Below are 26561 nucleotides of genomic sequence, written 5' to 3'. Positions count from 1 at the left end.
GATGCCCCCGGGAGCCCGTGGGCGGGCGCGGCGGCCGTTCACGGCTTGCGGGCGACTCCCGCGTAGACGGGCACGATGCCCTCGGCCTGTACCGCCACGTCCTGCGGTTCCGGCCGCCAGCCGGAGACCGGGATCACCCCGGGCCCGAGGATCTCCAGGCCCTCGAAGAAGCGGGCGAACGCGGCCAGCGGACGCGGGTGGAACGGCGTGCCGCTGCGCCGGAAGTTCTCGGCGGCCTTCTCGATGGACTCCGGGTTCAGGTCGGGGGTGACCTGGGAGAGGATCAGCCAGCTGCCCGGCGCGAGCGCGGCGACGTACTTGCCGAGCAGTCCGTACACGTCGTCGCCCGCCGGGTCGTCGCCCAGGTAGTGGGTGAGGGCCACCAGCGACAGCGCGACGGGCCGCGCGAGGTCCAGGGTGTCCGCGGCCCGGTGCAGCAGGGTGTCGATGTCGCGCACGTCGGCATGCACGTAGACGGTGGAGCCCTCCGCCGAGCCGTGCAGCAGGGCTTCCGCGTGCCGCAGCACGATCGGGTCGTTGTCCGCGTAGACGACCTTGGCCTCCGGCGCCACGCCCTGCGCCACCTGGTGCAGGTTGGGCTCGGTGGGGATGCCGGTGCCGATGTCCAGGAACTGGCGTATCCCGGCCTCGGCGGCGGCGCGGACCGCCCGCTGCATGAACCGGCGGTTGGCCCGCGCCCCGCGCAGCACCGTGCCGTCCACGGCCAGGATCCTGCGGGCCAGTTCCTCGTCCACGGGGTAGTTGTCCTTGCCGCCCAGCCACCAGTCGTAGACCCGGGCCGGGTGCGGCCTGCTGGTGTCGATGCGGGAGATCGCGGATGCCTGCTCGGGCTCGGATCCGGTCATGCGGGTCTGCTCCTCGGGGCGTCGGGCGGGAGTGCGGGCGAGGCGGTGCGGCGGGGTGCTCAGAGGTTCTCGCGGGCGTCCCGCAGGATCTTCCTGGTCTGCTGCGCGGACGCGGCGTGCGTCGTCATGTGGTCGAGGACCTCCAGATGGGCGGAGACCTCCTTGCGGTCGTCGAGGTAGAGCGCGCCGGTCAGGTACTCCGTGACGACCATGTCGGGCAGCTCGGGCTCGGCGAAACGGAACAGCGAGAACGGCGCGGACGTCCCCGGATGGGGGCCGGTCGCGAACTCGGAGACCTGGAGGGTGATCCGGTCGCGCTCGGCGAGCTCCATCAGCCGGTCGAGCTGTCCGGCCATCACGGCGGGGTCCGCGCTCACCGGGCGGCGCAGTACCGTCTCGTCCATCACCACCCACAGGTGGGGCGGGTCCTCGCTCTCCAGCAGCCGCTGCCGGGCGAGGCGCAGCGACACGTGCCGCTCGATGGACTCCGGCGTGGTCTGCCCGACGGTCCCGGCCTCCAGCACGGCGCGCGCGTAGCCTTCCGTCTGGAGCAGGCCGGGCACGAAGTGCGGTTCGTACGAGCGGATCAGCCGGGCCGCGCCCTCCAGGCTCACGTAGAGGCTGAACCACTCCGGCAGCACGTCGTGGTAGCGCTGCCACCAGCCGGGCCGGTTCGCCTCCTCGGTGAGCGAGACGAACGCCTCGGCCTCCTCGTCGGAGACGCCGTAGGTCTCCAGCAGCACCTGTACGTAGGGGACTTTCAGCCCGACGTCGGCCGTCTCCATGCGCCGCACGGTCGCCGGGGCCACCCGCAGTGCGCGGGCTGCCTCCTCGCGGCCGAGGCCGGCGGCCTCCCGCAGCTCCTGGAGCCGTCTGCCCAGTACCACCTGGCCCACCGTGGGTGCGGGCCGTCGCTCACTCACCCCACGTCTCCCCTACGCGTCGAGGCACGCGGGCCAGTGTGTCACGTTCCCGCCCCGTTGCCACCGGAACGGAGTCGTACGTTCATCCGGTTCTCCGCATGAGTGACCGTCAGCCGGCCAGCGTCCGGAGGTACTTGACCGTGGCGGGGTCCGCGGGGAGGAACGTCTCGATGGCCAGCTCCGCGACGGTCACGTCCATCGGGGTGTTGAAGGTCGACACCGACGAGATGAAGGACAGGACGCGCCCCTCGTGCTCGATCCGCATCGGCAGCGCGAAGTACGGCACGGGGTCGGCCGCCCCGTCCGCCGGGTCGTCCCCCGTCCCCGGCCGGTCCTGCGGCACGGGGTAGGCGGCGACCTCCTCGTACAGCTCCCGCAGGGGCGCCGAGCGGTAGAGGGCGATCTGCCGCTCCATCTGCGCGAGGAGGTGACCGCGCCACTCGCGCAGGTTGTGGATGCGCGGTGCGAGGCCCCGCGGGTGGAGGGTGAGGCGCATCGCGTTGAGCGGGGGTTCGAGCAGCGACCCGGGGACGCCGTCCAGCAGCATCGCGATGCCCCGGTTGGCCGCCACGACGTCGTAGCGCGCGTCCATCACCAGTGCCGGGTACGGCTCGTAACCCCGCAGCAGCCGCTCCAGGCCGTCGCGCAGCGCGTCCAGCGCCGGATCGTCCAGCGGGGTCTGCGGGTACCGGGGGGCGTGACCGGCCGCCAGGAGGAGTGCGTTGCGCTCGCGCACGGGCACGTCGAGGTGCTCGGCCAGTCGCAGCACCATCTCCTCGCTGGGCCGCGACCGGCCCGTCTCGACGAAGCTGATGTGCCGGGCCGAGGAGTCGGCGCGCAGGGCGAGGTCCAACTGGCTCATCCGACGCCGCTCGCGCCAGGCCCGAAGCAGCGGGCCCGCGCCCCGGGGGGCGGCGGAGGCGGGTTCCGTACCGATGGCGACAAAGGTCATACGGACGACCGTAGTTGAGGAGCGCGACGAAGAGGGCGCGGCCGGCCGGGTCCGTGCCGGCGCCCCCGCCCGGCCGGTCCACCGGGGTGTCCGCGACCGCCGCCATGACCGCCGCCGCGACCGCCGCCGCGTCCGTACGGAGAGCGGCCGGGCGGTCGCACCGCTCCGGGACCGTCCCGCGCGCGGGCCGGGTGCGCCCAGGGCCGCGACGGGCTTCCTGTGGCACGCTGGACAGGTACGCGATCAGGAAGGGAGCCCTGCCATGGCCGTCGAACCGCTGTCGCAGAAGGAGATCGAGGAGCGGCTGTCCGAGCTGCCCGGCTGGTCCCTGGACGACGGCCGCCTCACCCGCGCCTACCGGCTCGGCTCCCACTTCGCCGCGGTGTCCCTGGTCGTCCACGTGGCGCGGATCCAGGACGAGCTCGATCACCACAGCGAGCTCACCCTCGGCTACGACACGGTGTCCCTCGCGGTGAACACCCACAGCGCGGGCGACGCCGTCACCGGTCTCGACGTGGAGCTGGCCCGCCGGGTGGAGGCCGTGGCCCCCGCACACGGGGCGCGCTGATCCGCGGGGCGGGACGCGCGGACGGGGCCGTGCGCGGCGGGTCCCTCCCGGCGCGGCGGTGGAGAGGGACGGCACGGAGGGTGCGGGCACGCGGCCGGCGGGTACGGCTCGGACAGGGCGGTGACGGAACGGGGGCGCAGGTGCTCGACTACGACGAGGAAGCCGAACGGTACGACGCGTGGCGCGGCGGCGAGCCGAGGGCGGCGGCGGCCGCGGAGGCCGTGCTCGGTCTGCTGCCGGGCGGTACGCGCTCGGTGCTGGACGTGGCCTGCGGCACGGGCATCGTCACCCGGCGCCTCGCGGCCGGCCGCCCCGGGCTGCGGGTGACCGGCCTGGACCGGTCGCCCGCCATGGCCCGGCACGCCGCCGCGCGGCTGCCCGGCGCGGTCGTCCTCGCCGACGGCCGCCGGCTCCCCTTCCGGCCGGGGCGCTTCGACGCCGTCAGCAGCGTGTGGCTGCTGCACCTCGTGGACGACCCCGCGGACGCGCGGCGGATCGTCGCCGAGTGCGCCCGGGTGCTGCGGCCGGGCGGTGTCTACGTCACCACGGTCGACAAGGGCGCCTCCCACAATGTGGGCAGCGACATCGATGTCGTACTGGCCGGGCGCCCGCACCGGCCGGCCTCCGACACCCCGGCGCTGGTGGAGTCCTACGCCCGTGCGGCGGGCCTGGTGCCCGCCGGGGAGGCCGGTTTCGACGGGCGGGGCCAGGGCCGCAGTCCGCGCCGGGCCATCACGGACCTGCGGCGCGGCTGGTTCGTCACCCTGCCGCCGGGCGACCCGCTGGCCGACGAGTTCGCCGCCCGCCTCGCGGCCCTGCCCGACCAGGACCGGCCCCGCCCGGACCCGGCGTTCACCCTGAGGGCGTTCCGGAAACCGGCTCCGGGACCGCTCACGGACGGCTGAGGTCCATGACCCCGTCGGCCGGTCGGTCTGTGCGGCGACCACCGGCCGGACTCCGGGTCGAAGAGCCCCACTCGCCGGGCGGGAAGCCGAAGCCGTGCGGGCCGCTCAGGAGCGCCCGCCCGTGGTCCCCTCGGCCGCCGAGTCGGCCAAGTAGGCTGCGAGATCCGGGACTTCGGGGGCTCTCGGGGCGAGCATGTGCCGTACCCAGGCGTCCCGTTCGTGCAGGATCGGCGGCAGTTCCCAGACGCAGCCGATCCAGGGCCGGTCGGTCGGCACGAAGTGGGTGGGGTCGTCGTCCGGGCAACCGAGCACCGGCTGGCCCGCGGCGGCGCCCCGGAAGTGCAGGACGTTGTCCCACACCCAGCTGTACACGTTGAGGTAGGCGCCGTCGCCGCCGCCCCGGTGCAGCACCGTGAAGGCGGCGGGCGGTGTCCCGTCCGGCTCCGGCAGCAGCCCGGGCAGGACCGCGTGGGCAGCCAGCGCCACCTCGGGCGCGATGCCCGCCGGGTCGGCGGTGACGTGGTAGCGCTTGATCCACCGCCCCGCCACCTCGACCGGCGGGAGCACCGTCAGGAGCTTCTCGGCGAACGGCGGCGCGGCGGGCGCGGTGATGTCCGGCCCCGCGTGCGGGGCCGCGGGGGAGAGCGGGGAACGGAACGGCTGTACCGGGACCGGGCGGAGGCCGTGGTCCGCCTGGCGCCGGGGGTGACGCTTCCCCGCGCGGTGCCGCTGGACGGACCGGCCGGGCCGGACGGCCGCACGGTGGTCAGGGTCCCCATCGAGTCGGTCGAGCACGCCCACGCCGACTTCCTGCGCCTGGGCACGGACATCGAGGTGCTCGGGCCGCCCGAACTGCGCGAGCGGATCGCCCGGACGGTGACGGAACTGGCCGCCCGGTACGGCAACTCACCCGTCGGCGGCGGCGACTGAAGGAGCGGAACCCCTCCGACCCCCCGGGAGGCACGTCGTGCAGCACCCGCACCCGCATCCGTCCCCGCACCCCGACCCGCACCCCCCTCGCCGTCCGCACCGGCACCGCGGCCGGTGGGCCGCCCTGGCCGCGTCGGCCGCGGCGGTCACCCTGGTCGGCGCCGGCACGTACGCCACGCCCGCCGCGCAGAGCGAGGCGGTCCCCGTCGCCGCCACGGCACGCCAGGTCGAAGCCCTCGACCGGGGCGTGGTCAGCGTGCACACCGACAGCGGCAACCTGGTCAGCTGGCGCTGGCTCGGCACCGACCCCGACAGCGTCTCCTTCAACGTCTACCGGGCCGGCACCAAGGTCAACTCGGCCCCGGTCACCGGCTCGACGAACTGGTTCCACTCCGGCGCCCCGGCGCAGGCCGACTACACGGTCCGCGCCGTCGTGAACGGCGTCGAACAGGCAGACTCCGTCCACGCCGTGCAGTTGCGCACCGGCTACAAGGACGTGCCCGTCACCCCGCCGGCCGGCGGCACCACCCCGGACGGCGTCGCCTACACCTACGAGGCCAATGACGCCTCCGTCGGCGACCTGGACGGCGACGGCGCCCTGGACATCGTCCTGAAGTGGCAGCCGACCAACGCGAAGGACAACTCCCAGTCGGGCTACACCGGCAACACGGTCCTCGACGGCGTCAGGCTCGACGGCACCCGCCTGTGGCGGATCGACCTCGGCCGCAACATCCGCTCCGGCGCCCACTACACGCAGTTCCAGGTCTACGACTACGACGGCGACGGCGAGGCCGAGGTCGCCGTGAAGACGTCCGACGGCACGGTGGACGGCGCGGGCACGGTGATCGGCAGCGCCTCCGCCGACCACCGCAACTCCAGCGGCTACGTGCTGACCGGCCCCGAGTACCTGACCATGTTCAACGGCCGCACCGGCAGGGCGATGAGCTCCGTCGACTACGTCCCGGCCCGCGGCACGGTCTCCTCCTGGGGCGACTCCTACGGCAACCGCGTCGACCGCTTCCTCGCGGGAACCGCCTATCTGGACGGCTCCCGGCCCTCGCTGATCATGGCGCGCGGCTACTACACGCGCACCGTGATCGCCGCCTGGGACTGGCGGGGCGGCGCCTTCACCCGCCGCTGGACCTTCGACACCAACTCCTCCACCAACTCCGGCAAGGGCTTCGACGGGCAGGGCTCGCACAGCCTGTCCGTCGGGGACGTCGACGGCGACGGCAAGGACGAGATCGTCTACGGCGCGATGGCGGTCGACGACAACGGGAACGGACTGTGGACCACCAGGACGGGCCACGGCGACGCCCAGCACCTCGGCGACCTCGACCCCTCGCACGCCGGCCTCGAGTACTTCAAGGTCTCGGAGGGCACCGGCCAGCCCGCCGAGCTGTACATCGACCCGGCGAACGGCACGGTCGACTGGAAGCTGGCCGCCTGCTGCGACAACGGCCGCGGGGTCGCCGGCGACATCTGGGCGGGCAACGACGGCGCCGAGGTCTGGTCGGCGTCCGACACCTCGATCCGGGACGAGGCGGGCGCGACGAAGGGCCGGGAGCCGTCCTCCGTCAACTTCCTTTCCTGGTGGGACGCCGACCCCGTCCGTGAGCTCCTCGACGGCACCCACATCGACAAGTACGGCCCGTCCTCGGACACCCGCCTGCTGACCGGTTCGGGCGTCCACTCCAACAACAGCACCAAGGCGACGCCGTCGCTGTCCGGCGACATCCTCGGCGACTGGCGCGAGGAGGTCGTCTGGCCGACCACCGACAACACGGCCCTGCGGATCTACTCGACGCCGTACGAGACGACGACCCGGATCACGACCCTGCTCCACGACACGATGTACCGCACCGGTCTGGCCTGGCAGAACACCGCCTACAACCAGCCCCCGCACCCGAGCTACTTCCTCGGCGACGGCATGGCGACGGCCCCCCGCCCGCTGGTGTACGCCCCGTGACCGACGGGTGCGCGCCTCGCCGCCGCGGGCGCGCACCCACCGGGGTCATCCCACCGTGCAGCTCCGGTCGCCGAGCCGGAACGCCGTGGGCTTGCCGTTCGTGCCGGTCCAGGTGCCCGTGAAGCCGAACGCGACGGACGAGCCGGCCGCCACGTTGCCGTTCCAGCCGACGTTCTTCACCGTCACCGCCGCACCCGACTGGGTGTGGTCGGCGTTCCACAGCTGGGAGACGGTCTGGCCGCCCGGGAAGCTCCAGCCGAGGCTCCAGCCGGACCAGGCGCTCGTGCCGGTGTTCGTCAGCTTGACGTCCGCCTGGAAGCCGCCCGACCACTGGTTGGTGATCGTGTACGTCACCGCGCAGGCGCCGCTCGGGGTCGGGTCGCCTCCGCCGCCTCCGCCGCTCCCGCCGCCGGTGTCCGAGGTGTCCCCGTAGACGACCCCCCGGCCGTTCGTGGAGACGTAGACGCGGCCGTAGACCCGCGGGTCGCCGGTGATCGCTGCCCCGGTCCAGCCCCACTGGTGGGCGTCGTCGTTGACCCGCGTCCAGCTCACGCCCTTGTCGGTCGACCGGAAGATGCCGCGGACCCCGGCGATCTTCGCGCTGGTGTACAGCGTCTGGTACGACGCGCCCGTCGCCGCCTTCCCGAAGCCGATCGTGTCGGCCTGCTCGACCCCCGCCAGGCGGGTGAAGGTCGCCCCGGAGTCGGTGGAGTGCCACAGCCCGTACGCCCCGTCACTCGCCCCGCCCGCCAGCCAGACGTCGCCCTTCGTGCCCGGCAGCGCCTTGAACCGCACGCTGTCCCCGGCGGGCAGACCGGTCGCAGCGGAGCCGGTGAACGTCGCCCCGCCGTCCGAACTCACGTAGAACTTGCCGGACTTGAAGCCGTAGAACGTCTTGGGGTCGACCCGGTCCGACTCCACCACCGCACCCGAGGGGATGCCGCTCGAGGCCTGCCACGCGCTGCCGAACCCGGTCGTGTACTGCACGCCGGTGCCCGCCGGGCTCCACACGAAGCGGCTGCCGTCCGCCGCCGCGGCGACCGTGCCGCCACCGCTGACCCCCGAAGGGTCGGTGCCCGCGAACCAGTTGGCGCCGTTGTCCGTCGAGAACGCCACATGCGGGCCCGAGTCCAGATCGCCGACCCGTACCACCGTGTTCGGGTCGCTCTCCGCGTAGTCCAGGCTCGTCGTCGTCGTGAAGTTCGGGGAGGTGTACATCATCGACGGCACCTTGGTCAGGTCCGTGTGCCGGAAGCCGCCGATGTCACCGAGCGCGCTGAGCAACGGGGCCCCGGAGGGCGGCGAGGCCAGGTCGTTGACCGCCGTCTCCTCCAGCCCCTGCACCATCGGCCGGACGGTGAACTGGCCGCCGGCGTCCCAGGCGGTGAGGTTCTCCGTGCCGTAGATCGTCGCGCCCGTCCCGTACATCATGCGGGCGGAGTCGAACGGGTCGATCTCCAACGCCTCGGTCATCCAGCCGAGTTTGGGCGTCTGCTCCGGCGGCGACGGGTTCGCGCCCCAGGTCAGCCACGGCGACGAGGAGACGTCCATGGTGAACCGGTTCGCGCGGTTCGGGTACGACGTGTAGTCCCAGGCCTTGGTCCAGGTGCCGCCGCTGTCGGTCGAGCGGAAGATCTGCGTGTCGGGCCACCAGGAGCTGTACGCGGTGGCCATGACCGTGCCGGGTTTCTGCCGGTCGACCGTCAGCCCGCTGAAGCCGTAGTACGTGTCGGCCTCCGCCACCGGGCTGATGTCCGTCCAGGCGCCGGTGGCCGTCGCATACCGCCACAGGCGGCCCTTGCCGCCGTCGTAGGGCCCTCCCTTGTCGCTGTAGGCGAGGTACAGATAGCCGTTGACGCTGTCCAGCACCCCCTTGTGCGCCAGGTATCCGGTCGGCTGCCCGGCCAGCCGGGTCCATGTCGCCCCCGCGTCCGTCGAGCGGTACACCGCGTTGTCCTTGTCCGCCACGCCGACGTAGACCGTCTTCGTCGCGGTGCCGGACGTCCCCGTGGACTCGTCGAAGGTGACCCAGACGATGCCCTGGTTGTCGGAGGCGTACCCGCTCGTGTCGGTCGGATCCTGCTGGTAGTTGCCGACGTTGGGGAAGTTCGCCACCTGGGACCAGGTGACGCCCGAGTCGGTGGACCGCCACAGGCCCTTCCCGCTCGGCGCGCCGAGGTAGAGCACGCTGTTGCGGTTCGGGTCGACCGCGAGGCGCTCGCCCATGCCGCGGCCGGGCATGTTGCCGCCCAGCTTGAAGGGCAGGTCCGTCTTCTGCCAGCTCGCGCCCCGGTCGGCGGAGCGCAGCACGGCGCCGTTGCCGGGGTCCCAGCTGTTGGTGTACGTGCCGACCGCCGCGTACACCTTGTTCGGGTCGACGGAGTCGGAGGCCAGGCTCACCACGCCCGTGTGGCCCCAGTCGGCCCAGCCCACCGAGTCCAGCAGCGGGGTCCACGTCCTGCTCGCCTGCTGCCAGCGGTACGCGCCGCCGATGTCGGTGCGGGCGTAGGCGAGGTTCTTCTCCTTGCGGTTGAAGACGATGCCGGGTACGAAGCCGCCGCCGTCGATCCGGGCGTTCTTCCAGGTGTACGACTCTGCGGCGAGCGCGGGCCGCGGGGCGCCGTCCGCGGCCAGCACGGGCGGGCTGCCCGCGATCAGACCGGCGGCGAGCGCCAGTACGGCCGTGAGGATGCGGGTTCTTCGCACGGTGGGGGTCCTTCCTCGCGGAGCCATGGGTGGGGGGATGGTCGGTGCGGGGGTGGGAACGGGGACGTACGACTGCCGGGCGGCCCCCTGTGCGGGTGGGGGCCGCCCGGCCAGGGCCCCGTCGTCCGGTGACGGGGCCACGTACGCGAAGCCTCGAGCGGTTCCGCGAGCGGGAGGGGCCGTCCCGCGCCCCGGGACCCCCGGAGGGGACCCGGGGCGCGGGGACCCGCGCGACCGGCCTCGTCCGGTGCACGGCCCGGCCCCGCCCGGCCCGCGGAGCGCTCAGCGGGGATTCATTCGAGAAGCTCCGCGTACGAGCCCATGGCCAGGGCGATGTCCGCCTGGGCCCAGAACCGGTGGTACGTGAACACGGGCGCGGCTCCACCCGCGAGATAGCTCTGGATCTTCGACCAGGCCGGGTCGTTCTTGTAGAAGGAGCGCAGCGAGGCGAAGGTCGAGGACGCGTTGATGGTGTCCCCGTTGGGCATCTTGCCGCTGAAGGTGCTCGGGACGTACACGCCGTCGTCGAAGCGGTTGTAGTCGGCGCGGGTCTCCGGCACGGCGATGCCGAGGGCGTCCTGGTCGTGCGCCCACATCCCGTCCAGCAGTGCCTTCGCGGTCGTCTTCGCCTCCGTGTCACCGGACCTGGCGGCGTAGTACGTCAGGGTCTTGGCGTACGCGGCGGCCACTCCGACGTCGTCGGTGTAGTCGGCGACGGTGACGTGGAGCCCCGTGTTGGCGCCCGGGCTCGACGCGTTCCAGGTGTCGGGCTGGCCCGACCACTGGAGCGTGGAGGGGATCCGGAAGGTGCCGTCCGGGTTGATCGTGGTCTTGGACAGCGCCCAGTCGACCCACTTGTCGAGGACCGCCTTGGCGCTCGCGTTCCCCGTCTGCTGGTAGTACTCCGCGACCCGCTCCATCGACCACGCCTGGAAGCCGAACCACTGGTTGGACGGCGGGTCGTGGTAGACGGGCTGCTGGTCGTAGTACATGCCGTAGAAGGTCGACGTGCCGGCCGGCGGCGTCGCGTAGCGGCCCGCCCAGCTGTTGGTGGCCCCGCCCGCGATGGCGCCCTCGCTGGACTGGAGCCAGCGGTAGAACTCCAGCTGCCGGGTCAGCGACTTCGCCCAGTCCGCCTGCCCCGTCGCCGACTTGGGCTTGAGGTCGGCGTAGCTGCTGAGCGCGTAGGCGGCCAGGGGGTTCTGGTAGCCGCCGTGGGTGTGGCTGGAGCCGATCCGCCAGGCCCAGCCGGCGCTGGTGTCCGTGGCGCCGCCCCAGGCGTAGTACCAGGAGAGCAGGTAGTGCGAGGCGTCCTTGCCGGTGCCGGCCGCGCAGGCGGTCGGTCCGACACAGTTGCCGATCTTCTTGAAGTACTTGTCGTACATCGCGTACCGCAGGTAGTCGCCCATCTTCGCCGCCTTGCCGACGGCGGCGGAGACGTCGCTTCCCTTGCCCTGGGCCTTGGCCCAGACGTCCGCCCAGTACGCGGCCTGCACGACGCGTGCGTCGGCGTCCGGGGCGTTGGTGAACTTCCACTGCTTGGCGTAGGAGGCGTCACCGGTGAAGAGGTCGAGATACCCGTTCGTCCCGCCGTACTTGAAGGCGTCGCAGGTCGGCTGCGGCACCGTCTCCCACACCGACTCCTGCGCGCCGCGCTGGAAGGTGTTGATGTACGACGGACCGGTGTCCGCCGGACCGGCCTCGCACTTGCCGGGCGCGTTGCCGTAGCCGTAGGTGTTGTCGACGTCCTGGAGCCAGTGCATGCCGTAGACGTCGTCCGTGCCGTAGGCGCTCTTCAGCTCGGCCGCGATCGGGTCCGATCCCACGGACACACCCGTGTCCAGCTTCGCCGGGTACTCGTTCGGGGTGTCCAGCTCCGGCGCGTACGTGGCCGGTTTGGAAGCGTTGTAGAACGAATTCGTCGGCTGGTCGGCGTGGGTGGGGATCATGTACTTCTCCATGATGTCCCAGGCGCCGTTGAACTTGGTCCAGTCGCCGGTGATCTTCCCGTACATCGCCTGGAGCCAGAGCAGGTAGCTGTAGGCCTCCGACGTCGTCTCATGGCCCTGGTCGGGAGCCTCGACGATCAGCGTCTCGACCGAGTGGTACGGGATGCCCTCGGGGGAGAAGTAGCCGTTCGCCGGGTTGGTGATCTTGCCGTAGAGGTCGAGGAACCGGGCGTCGTACGCCTTGGCGCCCGCGATCTCGGTGGCCGTGACCGACGCCTTCGCGTGCCCGATGGCCGTCGACTCGAAGGTGGCGGCGCCCGTGCCGGAGGCGTTGGCCGTGAGGGTCACGTTCTGCGCCGTGTTCCAGTTCGACGGCGTGAAGACGAGGCTCGCGCCGCCGGTCACCGTCAGGCCCGTGTTGCCGGTCGTGCGGGCCGTCGTGACGGTCACGTTCGCCGACGGCTGGGTCGACAGCTTCAGCGAGTAGGTGCCCGTCTTGCCCTGCTGCACGGCCAGTTGGTTGGCGGAGGCGACCACGGCCGGTCCCGAGGCGACCGTGATGCCGACCGGGGTCGACGACGCCGACGCGCCCAGGCTGTCGTACGCCTTGGCGACCAGGGAGTGACTGCCCACGGCCAGCCCGGCGGCGGACAGGGTGTACGGCGCGGTCGTGTCCGTGCCGAGCAGGGTGGTGTCGTCGTAGAACTCGATCTTGCCGATGGTCGCGCCGTCGGCGGCCGCGGCGGTCGCGGCGAGCGGCACCGCGTCCCCCTGGGTGTAGACGGCGCCGGCGGCCGGGCTGGTCAGCACGGTGACCGGCGGCTGGTGCGCCCCGGCGCAGGTCGTGCCGTTGACCGCGAAGTCCGTGGGCGCGGCGTTGGTCCCGCTGTAGGTGAACTGCGCGCCCGTGCCGACGGCGGCCCCGGCGGCGACCGTCCCGTTGTAGGAGGCGTTGGTGACGGTGATCCGCTGGCCGGACTGCGACCAGCTGCCGTTCCAGCCGCCTGACAGCTTCTGGTTGCCCGCGTAGGAGTAGGTGAGGGTCCAGCCGTTGATCGGGTCGGTGCCACGGTTGGTGAGGGTCAGGTCCGCGGTGAACCCGGAACCCCAGTCGTTGGTCTTGTAGTCCACGCTGCACTGGAGTGCGGCCGCCTGGGCGGGTGTCGAACTCGTGCTGAGCATGGCGAGGGGGAGCGCGAGGGCCGCCAGGGCGGCGGTCCACAGGCGCCGCGCCCCGCGGCGTCTGCGTGAGGGTTCCATGGTGCTGGTTCCTCCTTGCGGCTCGGAGAAGTGGGGGAGGAGCAACAAGCCTTGAACCAGTGGGAGCGCTCCCATAGTGGGGATGGGGGTGAGAGCGGTCAAGGTGCTTGAAGAGTCGAAAAGATTCGACGGCGAGGGTTGAGTAAAAGTCAGTGACGCCTCTGTTCTTTGCCAGCACTTGGCGCTAGCTTCGAGACACCAGTGGGAGCGATTCCATCAGTCGACGCGTCCGTCACGATGCGCCTGATCTGCAAGGAGTCGCTCATGCGACACCCCCCGCGTTCAGTACTTTTAGCCGTCGCCGGTACGGTCGCCCTCGTCGCGGCCGCCCTGACGCCGGTCGTCACGGCCCAGGGAGCCGTGCCCGCGTGCACGGTGGAGTACTCGGTCACCGGCCAGTGGGACGCCGGCTTCCAGGGCGCCGTGAAAATCACCAACAACGCGTCGGCACTGAGCAGTTGGAACCTGACCTTCGACTTCGCGAACGGCCAGAAGGTCACCCAGGGCTGGAGCGCCCGATGGTCCCAGTCCGGCACCACCGTCACCGCGTCGAACGAGAGCTGGAACGGAGCCCTCGGCACCGGCGCGAGCGTCAGCGCGGGCTTCATCGCCTCCACCGCGGGGGCGAACGCCGTGCCGGCCGCGTTCAAGCTGAACGGAACGACCTGCAACACCGACACCCAGCCCGGCCCCACCACCCCCACACCCACCCCGACCGCACCGCCCACCACGGACCCGCCCGGCACCGGTGACGGCCCGCCCGCCCTGCACGTGCAGGGCAACAAGCTCGTGGACGCGGCCGGCGGGACCCGCCGTCTGCTCGGCGTGAACCGCTCGGGCGGCGAGTTCATGTGCGTGCAGGGGCGCGGGATCTGGGACGGGCCGGTCGACGACGCCGCGGTGCGGGCGATCGCCGACTGGGGCGTCGGAGCCGTCCGTATCCCGCTCAACGAGGAGTGCTGGCTGGGCCTTTCCCACATCGACGCCGCCTACCGGGGCGCCGCCTACGTGAACGCCGTCAAGGAGCTGGTCGCCCGGGTCGAGGCGCACGGCATGACGCCGATCGTCGAACTGCACTGGACCTACGGGCAGTACACCGGTAACTCGGCCGGCTGCTCGGACGTGCACGCCGGCTGCCAGAAGCCGATGCCCGACATGCAGTACACCCCGTCGTTCTGGACCTCGGTGGCCGACACCTTCAAGAGCGACCAGGCCGTCGTGTTCGACCTGTTCAACGAGCCCTACCCGGACCGCGCCACCTCCACGACCGCCCAGGCGTGGCAGTGCTGGCGGGACGGCGGCACCTGCCCCGGCATCGGCTACCAGGTCGCCGGCATGCAGGACCTCGTCGACGCCGTACGGGCGACCGGCGCCCGCAACGTCGTCCTGGCCGGCGGCCTCGCGTACTCCAACGACCTGAGCCAGTGGCTGACCTACCGGCCCAGCGATCCGACTGGCAATCTCGCCGCCGCGTACCACGTCTACAACTTCAACAGCTGCGCGAACGCGAGCTGCTGGAACTCCACCCTGGCCCCCGTGGCCGCCCAGGTGCCGCTGGTGGCCGGGGAGATCGGCGAGAACACCTGCTCGCACGGTTTCGTCGACCAGGTCATGAAGTGGTTCGACGACCGCGGTCTGTCGTACCTCGGCTGGACCTGGAACGCCTGGGACTGCTCCAGCGGACCGTCCCTGATCACCTCCTACGACGGGACGCCCACCGCGTACGGCACCGGCCTGCGCGACCATCTGCGCGCACTCGGCGGATAGGCGCCACCGGTCCGGACCGCCGGACCCGACCACCGGCCGGACCTCCCGGACCGGAGAAGCGGAACAGAGCGACCGAAGCAACGGACAACACCCGCGACCGAGAAGGAAACCCGCACTCATGAGCCGTAGCAGAACAGCGGTACTCGCCGCGCTGGCGCTGGTGGCCGGCGCCTCCGGGACGGCACTGGCCGTCGTCCCGGGCGATCCCGGCATCGCCGCCATCCCGTGCAGTGTCGACTACAAGGTGCAGAACGACTGGGGCAGCGGCTTCACCGCCGCCGTCACCGTGACCAACAATTCGGCCGCGAAGTCGAGTTGGTCGGTCAAGTGGGCCTACGCCGGAAGCCAGAAGGTCACCAACGCGTGGAACGCGAAGGTCACCCAGTCGGGCACGGCCGTCACCGCCAACAACGAGACCTACAACGGGACTCTGGCGACCGGCGGTTCGGTCAGCTTCGGGTTCCAGGGCACCTACAGCGGCAGCAACGCGATCCCCACCGCGTTCACCCTGGACGGCGTGACCTGCAACGTCGACAACGGGACCGGCACCCCCACCGACCCCGGCACCCCGACCGACCCCGGCACCCCTTCCACCAAGGTCGACAACCCCTACGCCGGCGCCAAGGTGTACGTGAACCCCGAATGGTCGGCGCTGGCCGCCGCGGAGCCGGGCGGCAGCCGGGTCTCCAACCAGCCCACCGGCGTCTGGCTCGACCGCATCGCCGCCATCAACGGCGCGAACGGCCGCATGGGACTGCGTGCCCACCTGGACGCGGCCCTCGCCCAGAAGGGCAGCGGCGAGGAAGTCGTGCAGCTGGTCGTCTACGACCTTCCCGGACGCGACTGCTCGGCCCTCGCCTCCAACGGCGAGCTCGGCCCGACGGAGATCGACAAGTACAAGACACAGTTCATCGACCCGATCGCGGCGATCCTCGCGGACAGCAAGTACGCGGGCCTGCGGATCGTCACCACCGTCGAGATCGACTCGCTGCCCAACCTGGTCACCAACACCGGCAGCCGCGCCACCGCAACCCCGGCCTGCGACACCATGAAGGCCAACGGCAACTACGTGAAGGGCGTCGGGTACGCGCTGAAGAAGCTCGGCGCGATCCCCAACGTCTACAACTACATCGACGCCGGTCACCACGGCTGGCTCGGCTGGGACGACAACTTCGTGCCGTCCGCCCAGATCATGTACCAGGCCGCCACCGCCGAGGGCGCGACCGTCGCCGACGTGCACGGCTTCATCACCAACACGGCGAACTACAGCGCCCTGAAGGAGAACAACTTCACCATCAACGACTCGGTGGCCGGCAAGTCGGTCCGTGAGTCCAAGTGGGTGGACTGGAACCGCTACGTCGACGAGCAGTCGTACGCCCAGGCCTTCCGCAACCAGCTGGTCACCGCCGGCTTCAAGTCGGACATCGGGATGCTGATCGACACCTCCCGCAACGGCTGGGGCGGCACCGCCCGGCCCACCGGACCGGGCGCCACGACCACCGTGGACACCTACGTCGACGGCGGCCGCTACGACCGCCGCATCCACGTCGGCAACTGGTGCAACCAGGCCGGAGCCGGTCTCGGCGAGCGCCCCAAGGCGGCCCCGGCCGCCGGGATCGACGCGTACGTGTGGATGAAGCCGCCGGGTGAGTCCGACGGTGCCAGCTCCGCCATCGCTAACGACGAGGGCAAGGGCTTCGACCGGATGTGCGACCCGACGTACACCGGCAACCCCCGCAACAACAACAACCTGTCGGGCGCCCTGGCCAACGCGCCGCTGTCCGGGCACTGGTTCTCGGCCCAGTTCCAGCAGCTGATGCAGAACGCGTACCCGCCGCTGTAGGACCCAGCACCTGTCCGGCCGCCCCGGCACCACCGGGGCGGCCGGACAGGCACGACCCGGTTTGCCGTGGGCGGCCCGCTTGTTGCCGCACCGGCAACAAAGGTGGCCCCGGTCCGGTGCGTCGGCGCACGCTGTCGGCACACCGGACGAGAGGCTGACCCCATGGCGCACCATCCACAGGAACCGCACGGCGACCGGGCGGGGCGGGGTCACGCCCACGGGCACGGCCATGCCCCGGCCCCCGCCCACCGTCACGGTCACGGCGACGGCACCGACATCGACTGGGCCGAGATGGCCCCGCACCTCGAAGCCCAGGCCGAACTGTTCACGCCCCTGTACGAGCGGGCCCTGTCCTGGCTGGGCAAGGAGGTGACCGAGCCGGGCCTGATCGTGGACGTGGGCAGCGGCCCCGGGGTCGTCTCCTGCCTGTTCGCCGAGACGTTCCCCGGTGCGCGGGTCGTCGCCGCCGACGGCTCGGCACCCTTGCTGGAGCGGGCGCTCCGGCGCGCCGACCGGCTCGGGTACGGCGACCGTTTCGGCACCCTGGCCGGTGAACTGCCCGACGCGCTGGGCGAGCTGGACTACCCGGCCGACCTGCTGTGGGCCGGCCGCAGCCTGCACCACCTGGGCGACCAGCGCGCCGCCCTCGCCGCCTTCGCGGAGCGCCTCGCGCCCGGCGGAACCCTGGCGATCATGGAGGGGGGCCTGCCGCCCCGGTTCCTGCCGCGCGACCTCGGCTTCGGCCGCCCCGGCCTGGAGGCACGGCTCGACGCCCTCCAGGAGGAGTGGTTCGCGCGGATGCGGGCCGAACTGCCGGGTTCCGTGGGCGAGACCGAGGACTGGTCGGCACTGCTCGCCGCCGCCGGCCTGACGCACGCCAGGGCCCGCACCTTCCTGCTCGACCTGCCCGCGCCCGCCTCCGACCGGGCCCGCGCCTACGTCGCCGCGACCCTGGCCCGGCTGCGCGACGTCCACGGCGACGCCCTCGACCCCGCGGACCGCGCCGCGCTGGACCGGCTGCTCGACCCGCGGGACGAGGCGGGCGTGCAGCGCAGGGCGGATGTGTTCGTGCTCGCGGCCCACACCGTGCACACGGCGGTCAGGCCCGTTCAGTAGCGCCCGCGAGCGGGTCGAGTCGGCCTGCCCGCACTTGACTTGAAGAGCGCTCCAAGTGATGGACTGCGTGCCGGGCGAGGCGCGCCGCGCTCCGCGGCACGGCCGGGACACGCCCGCGGTCAGCACACGCAGCCACACATGGGGGCACATCATGGGCAGCGCATCGGGCGCTCCGCACTCTCCGGTCGCACTGATCACCGGCGGGGGCAGCGGCATCGGCGCCGCCGTCGCGCGGCAGTTGCTGGAAGCCGGGTACCGGGTCACCGTCACCGGACGGGGAGAGGAGCGGCTGCGCGCCTTCGCCGCGGACCTCGGGGACCCCGAGGACCTGCTCACGGTGACCGGGAACGCCGCCGACTACGCCTCCGTGGAGTCGGCGGTCGGCCGTACGCTCGACGCGTTCGGCCGGCTGGACACGGTCGTCGCCAACGCGGGGACCGCCACCCACGACTCGGTCGCCGAGGGCGACCCGGCAGGGTGGACCGACATGGTGCTGACCAACGTGCTCGGCCCCGCCCTCCTCATCAGGGCGTCGGTCGACGCCCTGAGGCAGACCCGGGGCCGGATCGTGCTGGTGGGCAGTGTCGCCGGGTTCGTGCCCACTCCGGGCAACATCTACGGGGCGACGAAGTGGGCGGTCACGGGGCTGGCGGAGAACACCCGCCGCCAGGTCACCGAGTGGGGCGTCGGCGTCACGCTGGTGGCGCCCGGCCGGGTGGAGACCCCGTTCTGGGACGGCTACGGCAGTCTGCCGCCGGGGCACCTGCTGACCGCCGACCAGATCGCCGACTCCGTCGTGTGGGCCATCCGGCAGCCCGCGGGGGTCGACGTGAACACCGTCGTCGTCCGGCCCATCGGGCAGCCCAACTGACCCGCGGCCGTCTGCGCGGAGGGCGCCCCCCGGACCCGGGGGGCGCCCTCCGCGCAGACGGGTGACCTCAGCCGACGTCGAAGGCCGCCGGGTCGGGACCGATGCGCCGGTCCTCGTTCAGCGCGCTGATCGCCGCCAGGTCCTCGGTGTCCAGGCTGAAGTCGAACACGTCGATGTTCTCCTTGATCCGCGACGGCGTCACGGACTTCGGGATCACGACGTTGCCGAGCTGGAGGTGCCAGCGCAGCACCACCTGGGCCGGGGTGCGGTCGTGCTTCTGCGCGATGGCCACGATCGCCGGGACCTCCAGGAGGCCCTTGCCCTGGCCGAGCGGCGACCAGGCCTCGGTGGCGATGCCGTGCGCCGCGTGGGCCTCGCGCGAGGCCTGCTGCTGGAGGTGCGGGTGCAGCTCGATCTGGTTGACCGCCGGGACGACCGACGTCTCGCCGATCAGCCGCTCCAGGTGCTCCGGCAGGAAGTTCGACACGCCGATGGCGCGCACCCGGCCGTCCGCCAGGAGCTTCTCGAACGCCTTGTAGGTGTCCACGTAACGGTCGCGGGAGGGCAGCGGCCAGTGGATGAGGTACAGGTCCAGATAGTCCAGGCCCAGCTTCTCCAGGGAGGTGTCGAACGCGCGCAGCGTCGAGTCGTACCCCTGGTCGCTGTTCCAGAGCTTGGTGGTGACGAAGATGTCCTTGCGGGGCACGCCGGAGGAGGTGATGGCCTTGCCGGTGCCCTCCTCGTTGCCGTAGATCGCCGCTGTGTCGATGCTGCGGTACCCGGCCTCCAGCGCGGTGGAGACCGCCTGCTCCGCCTCGTCGTCCGGCACCTGCCAGACACCGAAGCCCAGCTGGGGCATCTCCACGCCGTTGTTGAGGATGATCGGGGGGACCTTGCTGCTCACGAGCTCTTGATCCTTCGGTTGTCCGTCAAAGTGGTACGCCCATCGTCAACGATCACGGCGAGTGATGCATTCCTGACCGTCGAATTACGTCCTCGGGTACCCGGTGGGACACCGTCTCACGCCGCCCCGGGACGTCCCGGGTCCCGCGCCGCGGATCTCAGGTGCGGTACAGCGCCTCGACCTCGTCCGCGTAGGCGTTCTCGATGGCCTTGCGCTTGAGCTTCAGCGACGGCGTCAGCAGCCCGTGCTCCTCGGTGAAGGGCTGGGCGAGGATCCGGAAGGTGCGGATGGACTCGGCCTTCGACACCAGCGTGTTGGCCGCCACGACCGACCGGCGCACCTCCGCCTCCAGGTCCGGGTCGTGCACCAGGTCGACCGGGGGCAGCTGCGGCTTGCCGCGCATCTGGAGCCAGTGCTCGACGGCCTCCTGGTCCAGGGTGACCAGGGCCGCCACGAAGGGCCGGTCGTTGCCGACGACGATGCACTGGTTGACCAGCGGATGGTCGCGCACCCGCTCCTCCAGCAGCCCGGGCGAGACGCTCTTGCCGCCGGAGGTGACCAGGATCTCCTTCTTGCGGCCGGTGATGGTGAGGTAGCCGTCCTCGTCGAGCGATCCCAGGTCACCGGTGGCCAGCCAGCCGTCGTGCAGGCTCTCGTCGGTGGCCTTGGGGTTGTTGAGGTAGCCCTGGAACACGTTGTCGCCCCGCAGCCAGATCTCCCCGTCGTCGGCGATGTGCACGGTCATGCCGGGGATGGCCTGGCCGACCGTGCCGTACCTGGTGCGCCCGGGCGGATTGGCGGTCGCGGCCGCGGTCGTCTCGGTCAGGCCGTAGCCCTCGTAGATCTGGACCCCCGCGCCGGCGAAGAACAGGCCGAGTCTGCGGTCCATCGCCGAGCCGCCCGACATCGCGTGCCGCACCCGGCCGCCCATCGCCGCGCGCACCTTGGAGTAGACGAGCTTGTCGAACAGCTGGTGCTGCATGCGCAGCCCCGCCGACGGGCCGGGCCCGTCGCCCCACGCCTTGGCCTCGATCGCCTCGGCGTAGTTCACCGCCACCTCGACGGCCTTCTCGAACGGCCCCGCCCTGCCTTCGCGCTCCGCCTTGCGCCGGGCCGCGTTGAAGACCTTCTCGAAGATGTAGGGCACGGCGAGGAAGAACGAGGGGCGGAAGGCCATGAGGTCGGGCAGCAGCGCGGCCGCGTGCAGCTGGGGCTGGTGGCCGAAGCGGACCTTGCCGCGGATCGCGGCGATCTGCACCATCCGCCCGAAGACGTGCGCGAGGGGCAGGAACAGCAGCGTCGCCGCCTCGTCGCCCTTCCTGGAACGGAACACCGGCTCCCAGCGCTCGATGACGGTGTCCGCCTCGAACATGAAGTTGCCGTGCGAGACGACACAGCCCTTCGGCCGGCCCGTGGTGCCCGAGGTGTAGATGATCGTCGCGGTCGATTCGGGAGTGACCGCCTCCCGGTGCCGGTGCACCACCTCGTCCTCCAGGGAGGCGCCCGCGTCGTACAGCTCCTGCACACAGCCGGAGTCCAGCTGCCACAGCTGCCGCAGCCGGGGGAGGCGGTCGATGACGGTGGCGATCGTCATCGAGTGGTCCTCGTGCTCGACGACCGCGGCGGTGCACTCCGCGTCGTAGAGCATCCAGAAGCACTGCTCGGCCGACGAGGTCGGGTAGACCGGCACCACCTGGGCGCCGATGGTCCACAGCGCGAAGTCGAAGAGCGTCCACTCGTAGCGGGTGCGGGACATGATGGCGACCCGGTCGCCGAAGCGGATGCCCTGGGCGAGGAGCCCCTTGGCGAGGGCGAGGACCTCGTCGCGGAACTCGCCCGAGGTCACGTCCCGCCATTCACCGCTGTCGTCCTTGCGGCCGAGGGCGATGTACTGCGGGTCCTCCTGGGCGTGCCGGAACACGACGTCGGCCAGTCCGCCCACCGGTGGTGCCAACGCCGACGGAGGGTTGGTGAACTCGCGCAAACCCGCACCCCGCTTCTCATGGCCGCACAGCGCCGTGAAAGCTACCCCACCCGACGGGCGGAAGGGAGGGGGGCCGAAGACGAGCGATGCTCTCGTCCGCGCTGGTCACCGCCGGAAAATGGGCGCACATGGGGAAGGGTCGGACAGAAAACTGACGGATGAGTAAGTTTCGGTCCCGTAATCTCCACCGAATCTGCCCGACCCGCTTACGCTGTCCGACCCCTCGAAAGCCCCCGCGGCCCGAGCCGTGCGCGGGCCGCCCCGTGCCGTCAGGGACGGGCCGCCGCCCCGCCGCCCGCCGGGTCCCCGGACGCCTCACGCGGCGCGGGACCGGCCGCTGCCGTCACCCCGGCCGCGGCGGCGCGCGGCGGCCTGACCAGCACGAGGACGAGGAGCGCGGCGACGACGCCCGCACAGCCCGCCGCCACCAGCGCCGCGTCCAGCCCGGAGGCGAACGCGGAGCGCAGGACGTCCTCGGGGAACGAGCCGCGCAGCGCCCCCGCGCCCCCGCCCGCCAGCGTGTGGGACGCGTCCTGCGGGAGGGTGCCGGACATCTCGGAGGTCACCACGGTGCCGAAGACCGCGACGCCGAGCGCGTACCCCAGCTGCCGCACGGTGTTCACCGCCCCGCCCGCCATCCCCGCCCGCGCCGGTTCCACCGCCGCGAGCGCCGCCCCGGCGACGGTGGGCGCGACGAAGCCGGTCCCCACGCCCACCAGCACGAACCCGGGCACCAGGGCCGTCCGGTCCGACCCCGCGTCCAGCACGGCCTGGCAGAAACAGCCCGCGGCGATCAGCAGGAGCCCGCCGCCGACGGTCAGCCGGGCCGGCACGCCGTGCAGCCGCTTGCCCACCACGACCGCCGTGACCATGGCGGCCACCGTCATCGGCAGCAGCGTCAGCCCGCCGCGCACCGGACTCATGCCGAGCAGCGTCTGCATCCAGATCGACAGGTACGGCGTCACCCCGAACGCCACGCCGTTGAAGGCGAGCGCGCCCACCATCACCCCCACGAACGCAGGCCTGCGCAGCAGGGACAGGTCGAGCAGCGGATGGGCCGCCCGCCGCTCCGCCGGTACGAAGCAGGCCAGGGCGAGCGCCGCCAGCGCGAACGAGGCGAGCGTCGCCGGCGCCGTCCAGCCGTCCGTGCCGGCCCGTACGACGGCGTACGCCGTCCCGCCCGCGAAGGCCGCGAAGGTCACCGTGCCCGCCCAGTCGACCCGCATCCCGCGCGGGCCCCTGGACTCCGGCACCGCCTTCAGCGTCAGCCACACCGCGACCACGCTCACCGGCAGATTGACGTAGAAGATCCAGCGCCAGCCGGGCCCCTCGGCCAGCAGCCCGCCCACGACCGGCCCGACCGCCGCGGCCGCCCCGCTCACCGCGCCCCACACCCCGAGCGCGGCCGACCGCTGCCGGCCCTGGTAGACCGAACCGAGCAGCGGCAGCGTCGTTGCCAGCATCGCCGCGGCGCCCACCCCCTGGAGGGCACGCGCCGCGACCAGCGCGTCCGGTCCGTGCGCCAGTCCGCACAGCAGCGACGCCGTCGCGAACAGCACGGTGCCCGCCACGTGCACCCGCCGGCGCCCCAGGATGTCGGCGGTGGCCCCCGCCCCCAGCAGCAGCGCGGCCAGCGCGAGCGCGTACCCGTCGACCACCCACTGAAGATCGCTCAGCGAGGCGTCCAGCGCCCGCGCCATGTCCGGCAGCGCCACGATCACGATCGTCACGTCCAGCAGCAGCATGAACGTGCCCAGACACACCGCCGTCAGCGGCCCCCATGTGCGCATGTCCCGCCCCTCCGTCCTCTCGACCCGTCCGATGAACCGCTCCGTACGATGGACCGGCAACGGCCGATCACCGCGGTGTCCGGCACCGGAGCGACAGAACCCGACACGGAGGGGGCGCACAGGGATGGAATTCGACTTCCGGGGCGGACTGGACCGGCTGGACCTCCAGCTGCTTGCGGCACTGGAGGCGAACGGGCGGGCCTCCTTCAGCAGGCTGGGCGCGGTCCTGGGCGTCTCCGACCAGACGATCGCGCGCCGCTACCGTCGGCTGCGCGCCGAGGCCGGGCTGCGGGTCGTCGCCGTCCGGGACGCGGAACGCCTCGGCCAGGACCAGTGGATGCTGCGCCTGCGCTGTGTGCCCGACAGCGCCGCCGTCATCGCCGAGGCGCTCGCCAGACGGGACGACACGCAGTGGATCGGCCTGGCGTCCGGCGGCACCGAGATCGTCTGCATGTCACGGCCCCGCCATCCCGGCGACCACGACGACCTGCTGCTCGGCAAGCTGCCGCGCACCCCGAGCGTCGTGGAGATCCGCGCCCAGCAGCTCCTGCACCGCTTCTACGGCGGCCCGAGCGGCTGGCTGCGCAAGGCCGGCGTACTGGACGCGGAGCAGACCGCCGCCCTCGCGCCGCCGCACGACCCCGCGGCCACCGTGGGGCGGGCCCGTATCGAGCCCGAGGACGAACCTCTCCTCGCCGTGCTGGAACGCGACGGCCGTGCCGGTCACCCCGAGCTCCAGCGGGCCACCGGACGTTCCGAGTCCGCCGTCAAACGACGCCTCGCCGCCCTGCTGGCCTCGGGCGCCGTCTACATCGACGTCGAATACCGCTCCGAGCGCCTCGGGTACCCCATCGCCGCCGTCCTGTGGATCACCACGGCGCCCGCCGCGCTGCACTCCGTCGGGGAGGCGCTCGCGGCCCACGACGAGATCGCCTTCGCCTCGGCGACGGCCGGCCCCTCGCACATCGTCGTCACCGCGGTCGTCGCGGACACGGCGGGCCTCTACGCGTACCTGCGCGGACCGCTGGGGCAGCTGGAGGGCGTCCAGCACGTGGAGGCGACGCCCTTCATGCGCCGGGTCAAACAACTGACCTACCAGCGCCCCGGCCGCTGAACGCAGACGCCCGCTGCCTCTCGCCTCAGGCGGTGCCGTCCGTCGAGCGGGTGGTGGCCGGGCCTTCCCGGGGGTGCCGTCGTCCGGGTGGGCCCGGTGGCCGCCGGTGCAGCCGGTCGCCGCCCGCCAGGATCGCGGCCGCCAGCGCGTCCGCGGCACCCTGGGCGGAGGGGCGCCGGCGTCCGTGCACCAGCACGAAGTCGACCCGCCCCAGCTCGGGCAGTCCCGCCCGTTCCGGGACCCGCACCAGGCCCGGCGGGATCAGGCCCCGCGAGTGGGCCATCACGCCGAGCCCGGCCCGTGCCGCCGCGATGAGGCCGTTGAGGCTGCCGCTCGTGCAGACGATCCGCCAGGGCCGCCCCTGACGTTCCAGCGCCTCCAGGGCCAGGGCCCGGGTGATGCCCGGCGGCGGGAACACGATGAGCGGGACCGGACGGCCGGCGTCCAGGCGCAGCCGCTCCGCGCCGATCCACACCAGCGAGTCGTGCCACACCAGCTCGCCGCGCGGTTCCTCGGGGCGGCGCTTGGCCAGCACCAGGTCCAGCTTCCCGGCCGCGAGCCGCTCGTGCAGCGTGCCCGACAGCTCCACCGTCAGCTCGAGGTCGACCTCGGGATGGTCGTGCCGGAAGCCCTCCAGGATCTCCGGCAGTCGCGTCAGCACGAAGTCCTCGGAGGCGCCGAACCGCAGCCGGCCGCGCAGCCGGGTACCGGTGAAGAACGCGGAGGCCTGTTCGTGGACGTCCAGGATCCGGCGGGCGAACCCGAGCATCGCCTCACCGTCCTCCGTGAGCTCCACGGAGTGGGTGTCCCGGGTGAACAGCGTCCGCCCGGTCGCGTCCTCGAGGCGCCGCACGTGCTGGCTGACCGTGGACTGCCGCAGGCCCAGCCGCCGCGCCGCCTGCGTGAAGCTCGACGTCTGGGCGACCGCGAGGAAGGTGCGCAGCTGGGAGGGCTCGTACACCCCGCCACAGTAGCCTCTGCCGTCCGCGGTCATCGCGTTTCGTGATGACAGTGAGAGCGGTATACGGGATTCCCGATCACGGCACGCGGGAGGACGATGGGCAGGGGCCCTCCGGCCCCGTCGCAAGCCCGCCGAACCGCACGTGGAGCACCGTGAAACGCCTGCACTGGCCGAGTTGGATGCCGGTCGACCCCTACATCCTGCTGCTGCTCGGGACCGTCGGCCTCGCGGCGCTGTTCCCGGCCCGGGGCACGGCGGCCGACGTGGCCTCCGGCGCCTCCACGGCGGCCATCGCCTTCCTGTTCTTCCTGTACGGGGCGCGGCTCTCCACCCGCGAGGCACTGGACGGACTGAAGCACTGGCGGCTCCACCTGACCGTCCTCGGCTGCACCTTCCTCGTCTTCCCGCTGCTGGGTCTGGCCGCGCGCGGTCTCGTCCCGGTCCTCCTCACCCAGCCGCTCTACCAGGGGCTGCTCTTCCTCACCCTCGTCCCGTCGACCGTCCAGTCGTCGATCGCCTTCACCTCGATCGCCCGGGGCAACGTGCCGGCCGCGATCTGCGCGGGCTCCTTCTCCTCGCTGGTGGGCATCGTCGTGACCCCGCTCCTGGCGGCCGCCCTGCTCGGCAGCGGCGGCGGCTTCTCGGCGGACTCCCTGGTGGAGATCGTGCTGCAACTCCTCGTGCCGTTCCTCGCCGGGCAAGTGCTGCGCCGGTGGATCGGCGGGTTCGTCACCCGGCACAAGAAGGTGCTCGGGCTGGTCGACCGCGGCTCGATCCTCCTCGTCGTCTACACCGCGTTCAGCGAGGGGATGGTCCAGGGGACATGGCACCAGGTCAGTGCCGTACGGCTCGGGGGACTGCTCGTGGTCGAGGCCGTGCTGCTCGCGGTGATGCTGACCCTGACCTGGTACGGCGGCAAGGCGCTGCGGTTCGGCCGGGAGGACCGCATCGCGATCCAGTTCGCGGGGTCCAAGAAGTCCCTCGCCTCGGGACTGCCCATGGCGAGCGTCCTGTTCGGCGCGCACGCCTCGTTGGCGGTGCTGCCGCTGATGCTCTTCCACCAGATGCAGCTGATGGTGTGCGCGGTCATCGCCCGACGCCGGGCGAAGGACCCCCTGGAGGCGGAACACGAACCCGCCGGCGAACGTTCGGCCACCTTGGCGTGACCCGGCCACGGGAGGCC

20 protein-coding genes are annotated in these 26561 nt (G+C 72.3%); 10 read left to right on the top strand and 10 right to left on the bottom strand.

All coding sequences use genetic code 11. From position 1 onward, the window contains the following. Positions 1–38 precede the first annotated feature (38 nt). From Saso_RS29510 to Saso_RS29500, 3 genes are all read right to left on the bottom strand, one after another. The gene (locus Saso_RS29510; protein ID WP_189925846.1) at positions 39–866 is read right to left on the bottom strand and encodes an SAM-dependent methyltransferase; all 828 of its coding nucleotides are present in this window, start codon (positions 864–866) and stop codon (positions 39–41) included. A 59-nt stretch (positions 867–925) separates the two neighbouring features. Further along, positions 926–1789: a helix-turn-helix domain-containing protein gene (locus Saso_RS29505; protein WP_189925848.1), complete on the bottom strand. Its 864-nt coding sequence runs from the start codon at positions 1787–1789 to the stop codon at positions 926–928. Between the two features lie 109 nt (positions 1790–1898). Next, on the bottom strand, positions 1899–2741 hold the full coding sequence (locus Saso_RS29500) for a helix-turn-helix domain-containing protein (protein ID WP_189925850.1): 843 nt from the start codon (positions 2739–2741) through the stop codon (positions 1899–1901). 262 nt (positions 2742–3003) lie between these two features. On the opposite strand from Saso_RS29500, the gene Saso_RS29495 reads away from it, so the two are divergent. Continuing rightward, positions 3004–3309, top strand: coding sequence for a 4a-hydroxytetrahydrobiopterin dehydratase (locus Saso_RS29495; protein WP_189925852.1), 306 nt, complete (start codon positions 3004–3006; stop codon positions 3307–3309). Between the two features lie 140 nt (positions 3310–3449). Next, a complete protein-coding gene (locus Saso_RS29490; protein WP_189926027.1) occupies positions 3450–4214 on the top strand; it encodes a class I SAM-dependent methyltransferase in 765 nt (254 codons plus the stop codon). 105 nt (positions 4215–4319) lie between these two features. Here the strand turns inward: Saso_RS29490 and Saso_RS29485 are convergent, their stop codons facing one another. Then, positions 4320–4781: a hypothetical protein gene (locus Saso_RS29485; RefSeq protein WP_229901449.1), complete on the bottom strand. Its 462-nt coding sequence runs from the start codon at positions 4779–4781 to the stop codon at positions 4320–4322. Here Saso_RS29485 and Saso_RS39255 point away from each other — a divergent pair. Together Saso_RS39255 and Saso_RS29475 are read left to right on the top strand one after the other, a co-directional pair. Then, positions 4683–5144, top strand: a complete 462-nt coding sequence (locus tag Saso_RS39255; RefSeq protein ID WP_307822266.1) for a WCX domain-containing protein — start codon at positions 4683–4685, stop codon at positions 5142–5144. The genes Saso_RS29485 and Saso_RS39255 overlap by 99 nt on opposite strands. Before the next feature lie 37 nt (positions 5145–5181). Next, positions 5182–7113: a rhamnogalacturonan lyase gene (locus tag Saso_RS29475; RefSeq protein ID WP_372442508.1), complete on the top strand. Its 1932-nt coding sequence runs from the start codon at positions 5182–5184 to the stop codon at positions 7111–7113. A gap of 45 nt (positions 7114–7158) precedes the next feature. Here the strand turns inward: Saso_RS29475 and Saso_RS29470 are convergent, their stop codons facing one another. Both Saso_RS29470 and Saso_RS29465 read right to left on the bottom strand, forming a co-directional pair. Continuing rightward, positions 7159–9819 carry a cellulose binding domain-containing protein gene (locus Saso_RS29470; RefSeq protein ID WP_189925854.1) on the bottom strand — a complete coding sequence of 887 codons (2661 nt, stop codon included), beginning with the start codon at positions 9817–9819 and terminating at the stop codon, positions 7159–7161. Positions 9820–10112: 293 nt separating this feature from the next. Continuing rightward, complete coding sequence (locus Saso_RS29465) at positions 10113–13028, bottom strand: glycoside hydrolase family 48 protein (RefSeq protein ID WP_189925856.1); 2916 nt, start codon at positions 13026–13028, stop codon at positions 10113–10115. Positions 13029–13292: 264 nt separating this feature from the next. On the opposite strand from Saso_RS29465, the gene Saso_RS29460 reads away from it, so the two are divergent. The 4 genes from Saso_RS29460 to Saso_RS29445 all read left to right on the top strand — a co-directional run bounded on the left by Saso_RS29460 (position 13293) and on the right by Saso_RS29445 (position 18625). Continuing rightward, the gene (locus Saso_RS29460; RefSeq protein ID WP_189925858.1) at positions 13293–14795 is read left to right on the top strand and encodes a cellulase family glycosylhydrolase; all 1503 of its coding nucleotides are present in this window, start codon (positions 13293–13295) and stop codon (positions 14793–14795) included. A 118-nt stretch (positions 14796–14913) separates the two neighbouring features. Further along, on the top strand, positions 14914–16638 hold the full coding sequence (locus Saso_RS29455) for a glycoside hydrolase family 6 protein (protein WP_189925860.1): 1725 nt from the start codon (positions 14914–14916) through the stop codon (positions 16636–16638). Positions 16639–16800: 162 nt separating this feature from the next. Further along, on the top strand, positions 16801–17754 hold the full coding sequence (locus tag Saso_RS29450; protein WP_189925862.1) for a class I SAM-dependent methyltransferase: 954 nt from the start codon (positions 16801–16803) through the stop codon (positions 17752–17754). Between the two features lie 151 nt (positions 17755–17905). Then, positions 17906–18625 carry an SDR family oxidoreductase gene (locus tag Saso_RS29445; protein WP_189925864.1) on the top strand — a complete coding sequence of 240 codons (720 nt, stop codon included), beginning with the start codon at positions 17906–17908 and terminating at the stop codon, positions 18623–18625. Between the two features lie 67 nt (positions 18626–18692). Here the strand turns inward: Saso_RS29445 and Saso_RS29440 are convergent, their stop codons facing one another. From Saso_RS29440 to Saso_RS29430, 3 genes are all read right to left on the bottom strand, one after another. After that, complete coding sequence (locus tag Saso_RS29440) at positions 18693–19529, bottom strand: aldo/keto reductase (protein ID WP_189925866.1); 837 nt, start codon at positions 19527–19529, stop codon at positions 18693–18695. 157 nt (positions 19530–19686) lie between these two features. Continuing rightward, positions 19687–21513 (bottom strand): AMP-dependent synthetase/ligase, encoded by a 1827-nt coding sequence (locus Saso_RS29435; protein WP_189925868.1) that lies wholly within the window; start codon positions 21511–21513, stop codon positions 19687–19689. Positions 21514–21782: 269 nt separating this feature from the next. Further along, positions 21783–23303, bottom strand: coding sequence for an MFS transporter (locus Saso_RS29430; protein ID WP_189925870.1), 1521 nt, complete (start codon positions 23301–23303; stop codon positions 21783–21785). A gap of 124 nt (positions 23304–23427) precedes the next feature. Between Saso_RS29430 and Saso_RS29425 the strand changes: the two genes are divergently transcribed. After that, positions 23428–24417, top strand: a complete 990-nt coding sequence (locus tag Saso_RS29425; protein WP_189925872.1) for an Lrp/AsnC family transcriptional regulator — start codon at positions 23428–23430, stop codon at positions 24415–24417. A gap of 25 nt (positions 24418–24442) precedes the next feature. On the opposite strand, the gene Saso_RS29420 is transcribed toward Saso_RS29425, so the two are convergent. Then, positions 24443–25378, bottom strand: coding sequence for a LysR substrate-binding domain-containing protein (locus Saso_RS29420; protein WP_229901451.1), 936 nt, complete (start codon positions 25376–25378; stop codon positions 24443–24445). Positions 25379–25530: 152 nt separating this feature from the next. Between Saso_RS29420 and Saso_RS29415 the strand changes: the two genes are divergently transcribed. Further along, a complete protein-coding gene (locus Saso_RS29415; protein ID WP_189925874.1) occupies positions 25531–26544 on the top strand; it encodes a bile acid:sodium symporter family protein in 1014 nt (337 codons plus the stop codon). The last annotated feature ends 17 nt before the right edge of the window (positions 26545–26561 follow it).

The sequence above is a fragment of the Streptomyces asoensis genome, from assembly GCF_016860545.1.
GTDB lineage: Bacteria > Actinomycetota > Actinomycetes > Streptomycetales > Streptomycetaceae > Streptomyces > Streptomyces asoensis.
This window is presented reverse-complemented; position numbering and strand designations above follow the sequence as displayed.

Coding starts and splice junctions, on each gene's coding strand:
- Saso_RS29445 (WP_189925864.1), top strand. CDS start 17,906: ATGGGCAGCGCATCGGGCGCTCCGCACTCTCCGGTCGCACTGATCACC.
- Saso_RS29430 (WP_189925870.1), bottom strand. CDS start 23,303: ATGCGCACATGGGGGCCGCTGACGGCGGTGTGTCTGGGCACGTTCATG.
- Saso_RS29455 (WP_189925860.1), top strand. CDS start 14,914: ATGAGCCGTAGCAGAACAGCGGTACTCGCCGCGCTGGCGCTGGTGGCC.
- Saso_RS29450 (WP_189925862.1), top strand. CDS start 16,801: ATGGCGCACCATCCACAGGAACCGCACGGCGACCGGGCGGGGCGGGGT.
- Saso_RS29460 (WP_189925858.1), top strand. CDS start 13,293: ATGCGACACCCCCCGCGTTCAGTACTTTTAGCCGTCGCCGGTACGGTC.
- Saso_RS29465 (WP_189925856.1), bottom strand. CDS start 13,028: ATGGAACCCTCACGCAGACGCCGCGGGGCGCGGCGCCTGTGGACCGCC.
- Saso_RS29495 (WP_189925852.1), top strand. CDS start 3,004: ATGGCCGTCGAACCGCTGTCGCAGAAGGAGATCGAGGAGCGGCTGTCC.
- Saso_RS29510 (WP_189925846.1), bottom strand. CDS start 866: ATGACCGGATCCGAGCCCGAGCAGGCATCCGCGATCTCCCGCATCGAC.
- Saso_RS29425 (WP_189925872.1), top strand. CDS start 23,428: ATGGAATTCGACTTCCGGGGCGGACTGGACCGGCTGGACCTCCAGCTG.
- Saso_RS29500 (WP_189925850.1), bottom strand. CDS start 2,741: ATGACCTTTGTCGCCATCGGTACGGAACCCGCCTCCGCCGCCCCCCGG.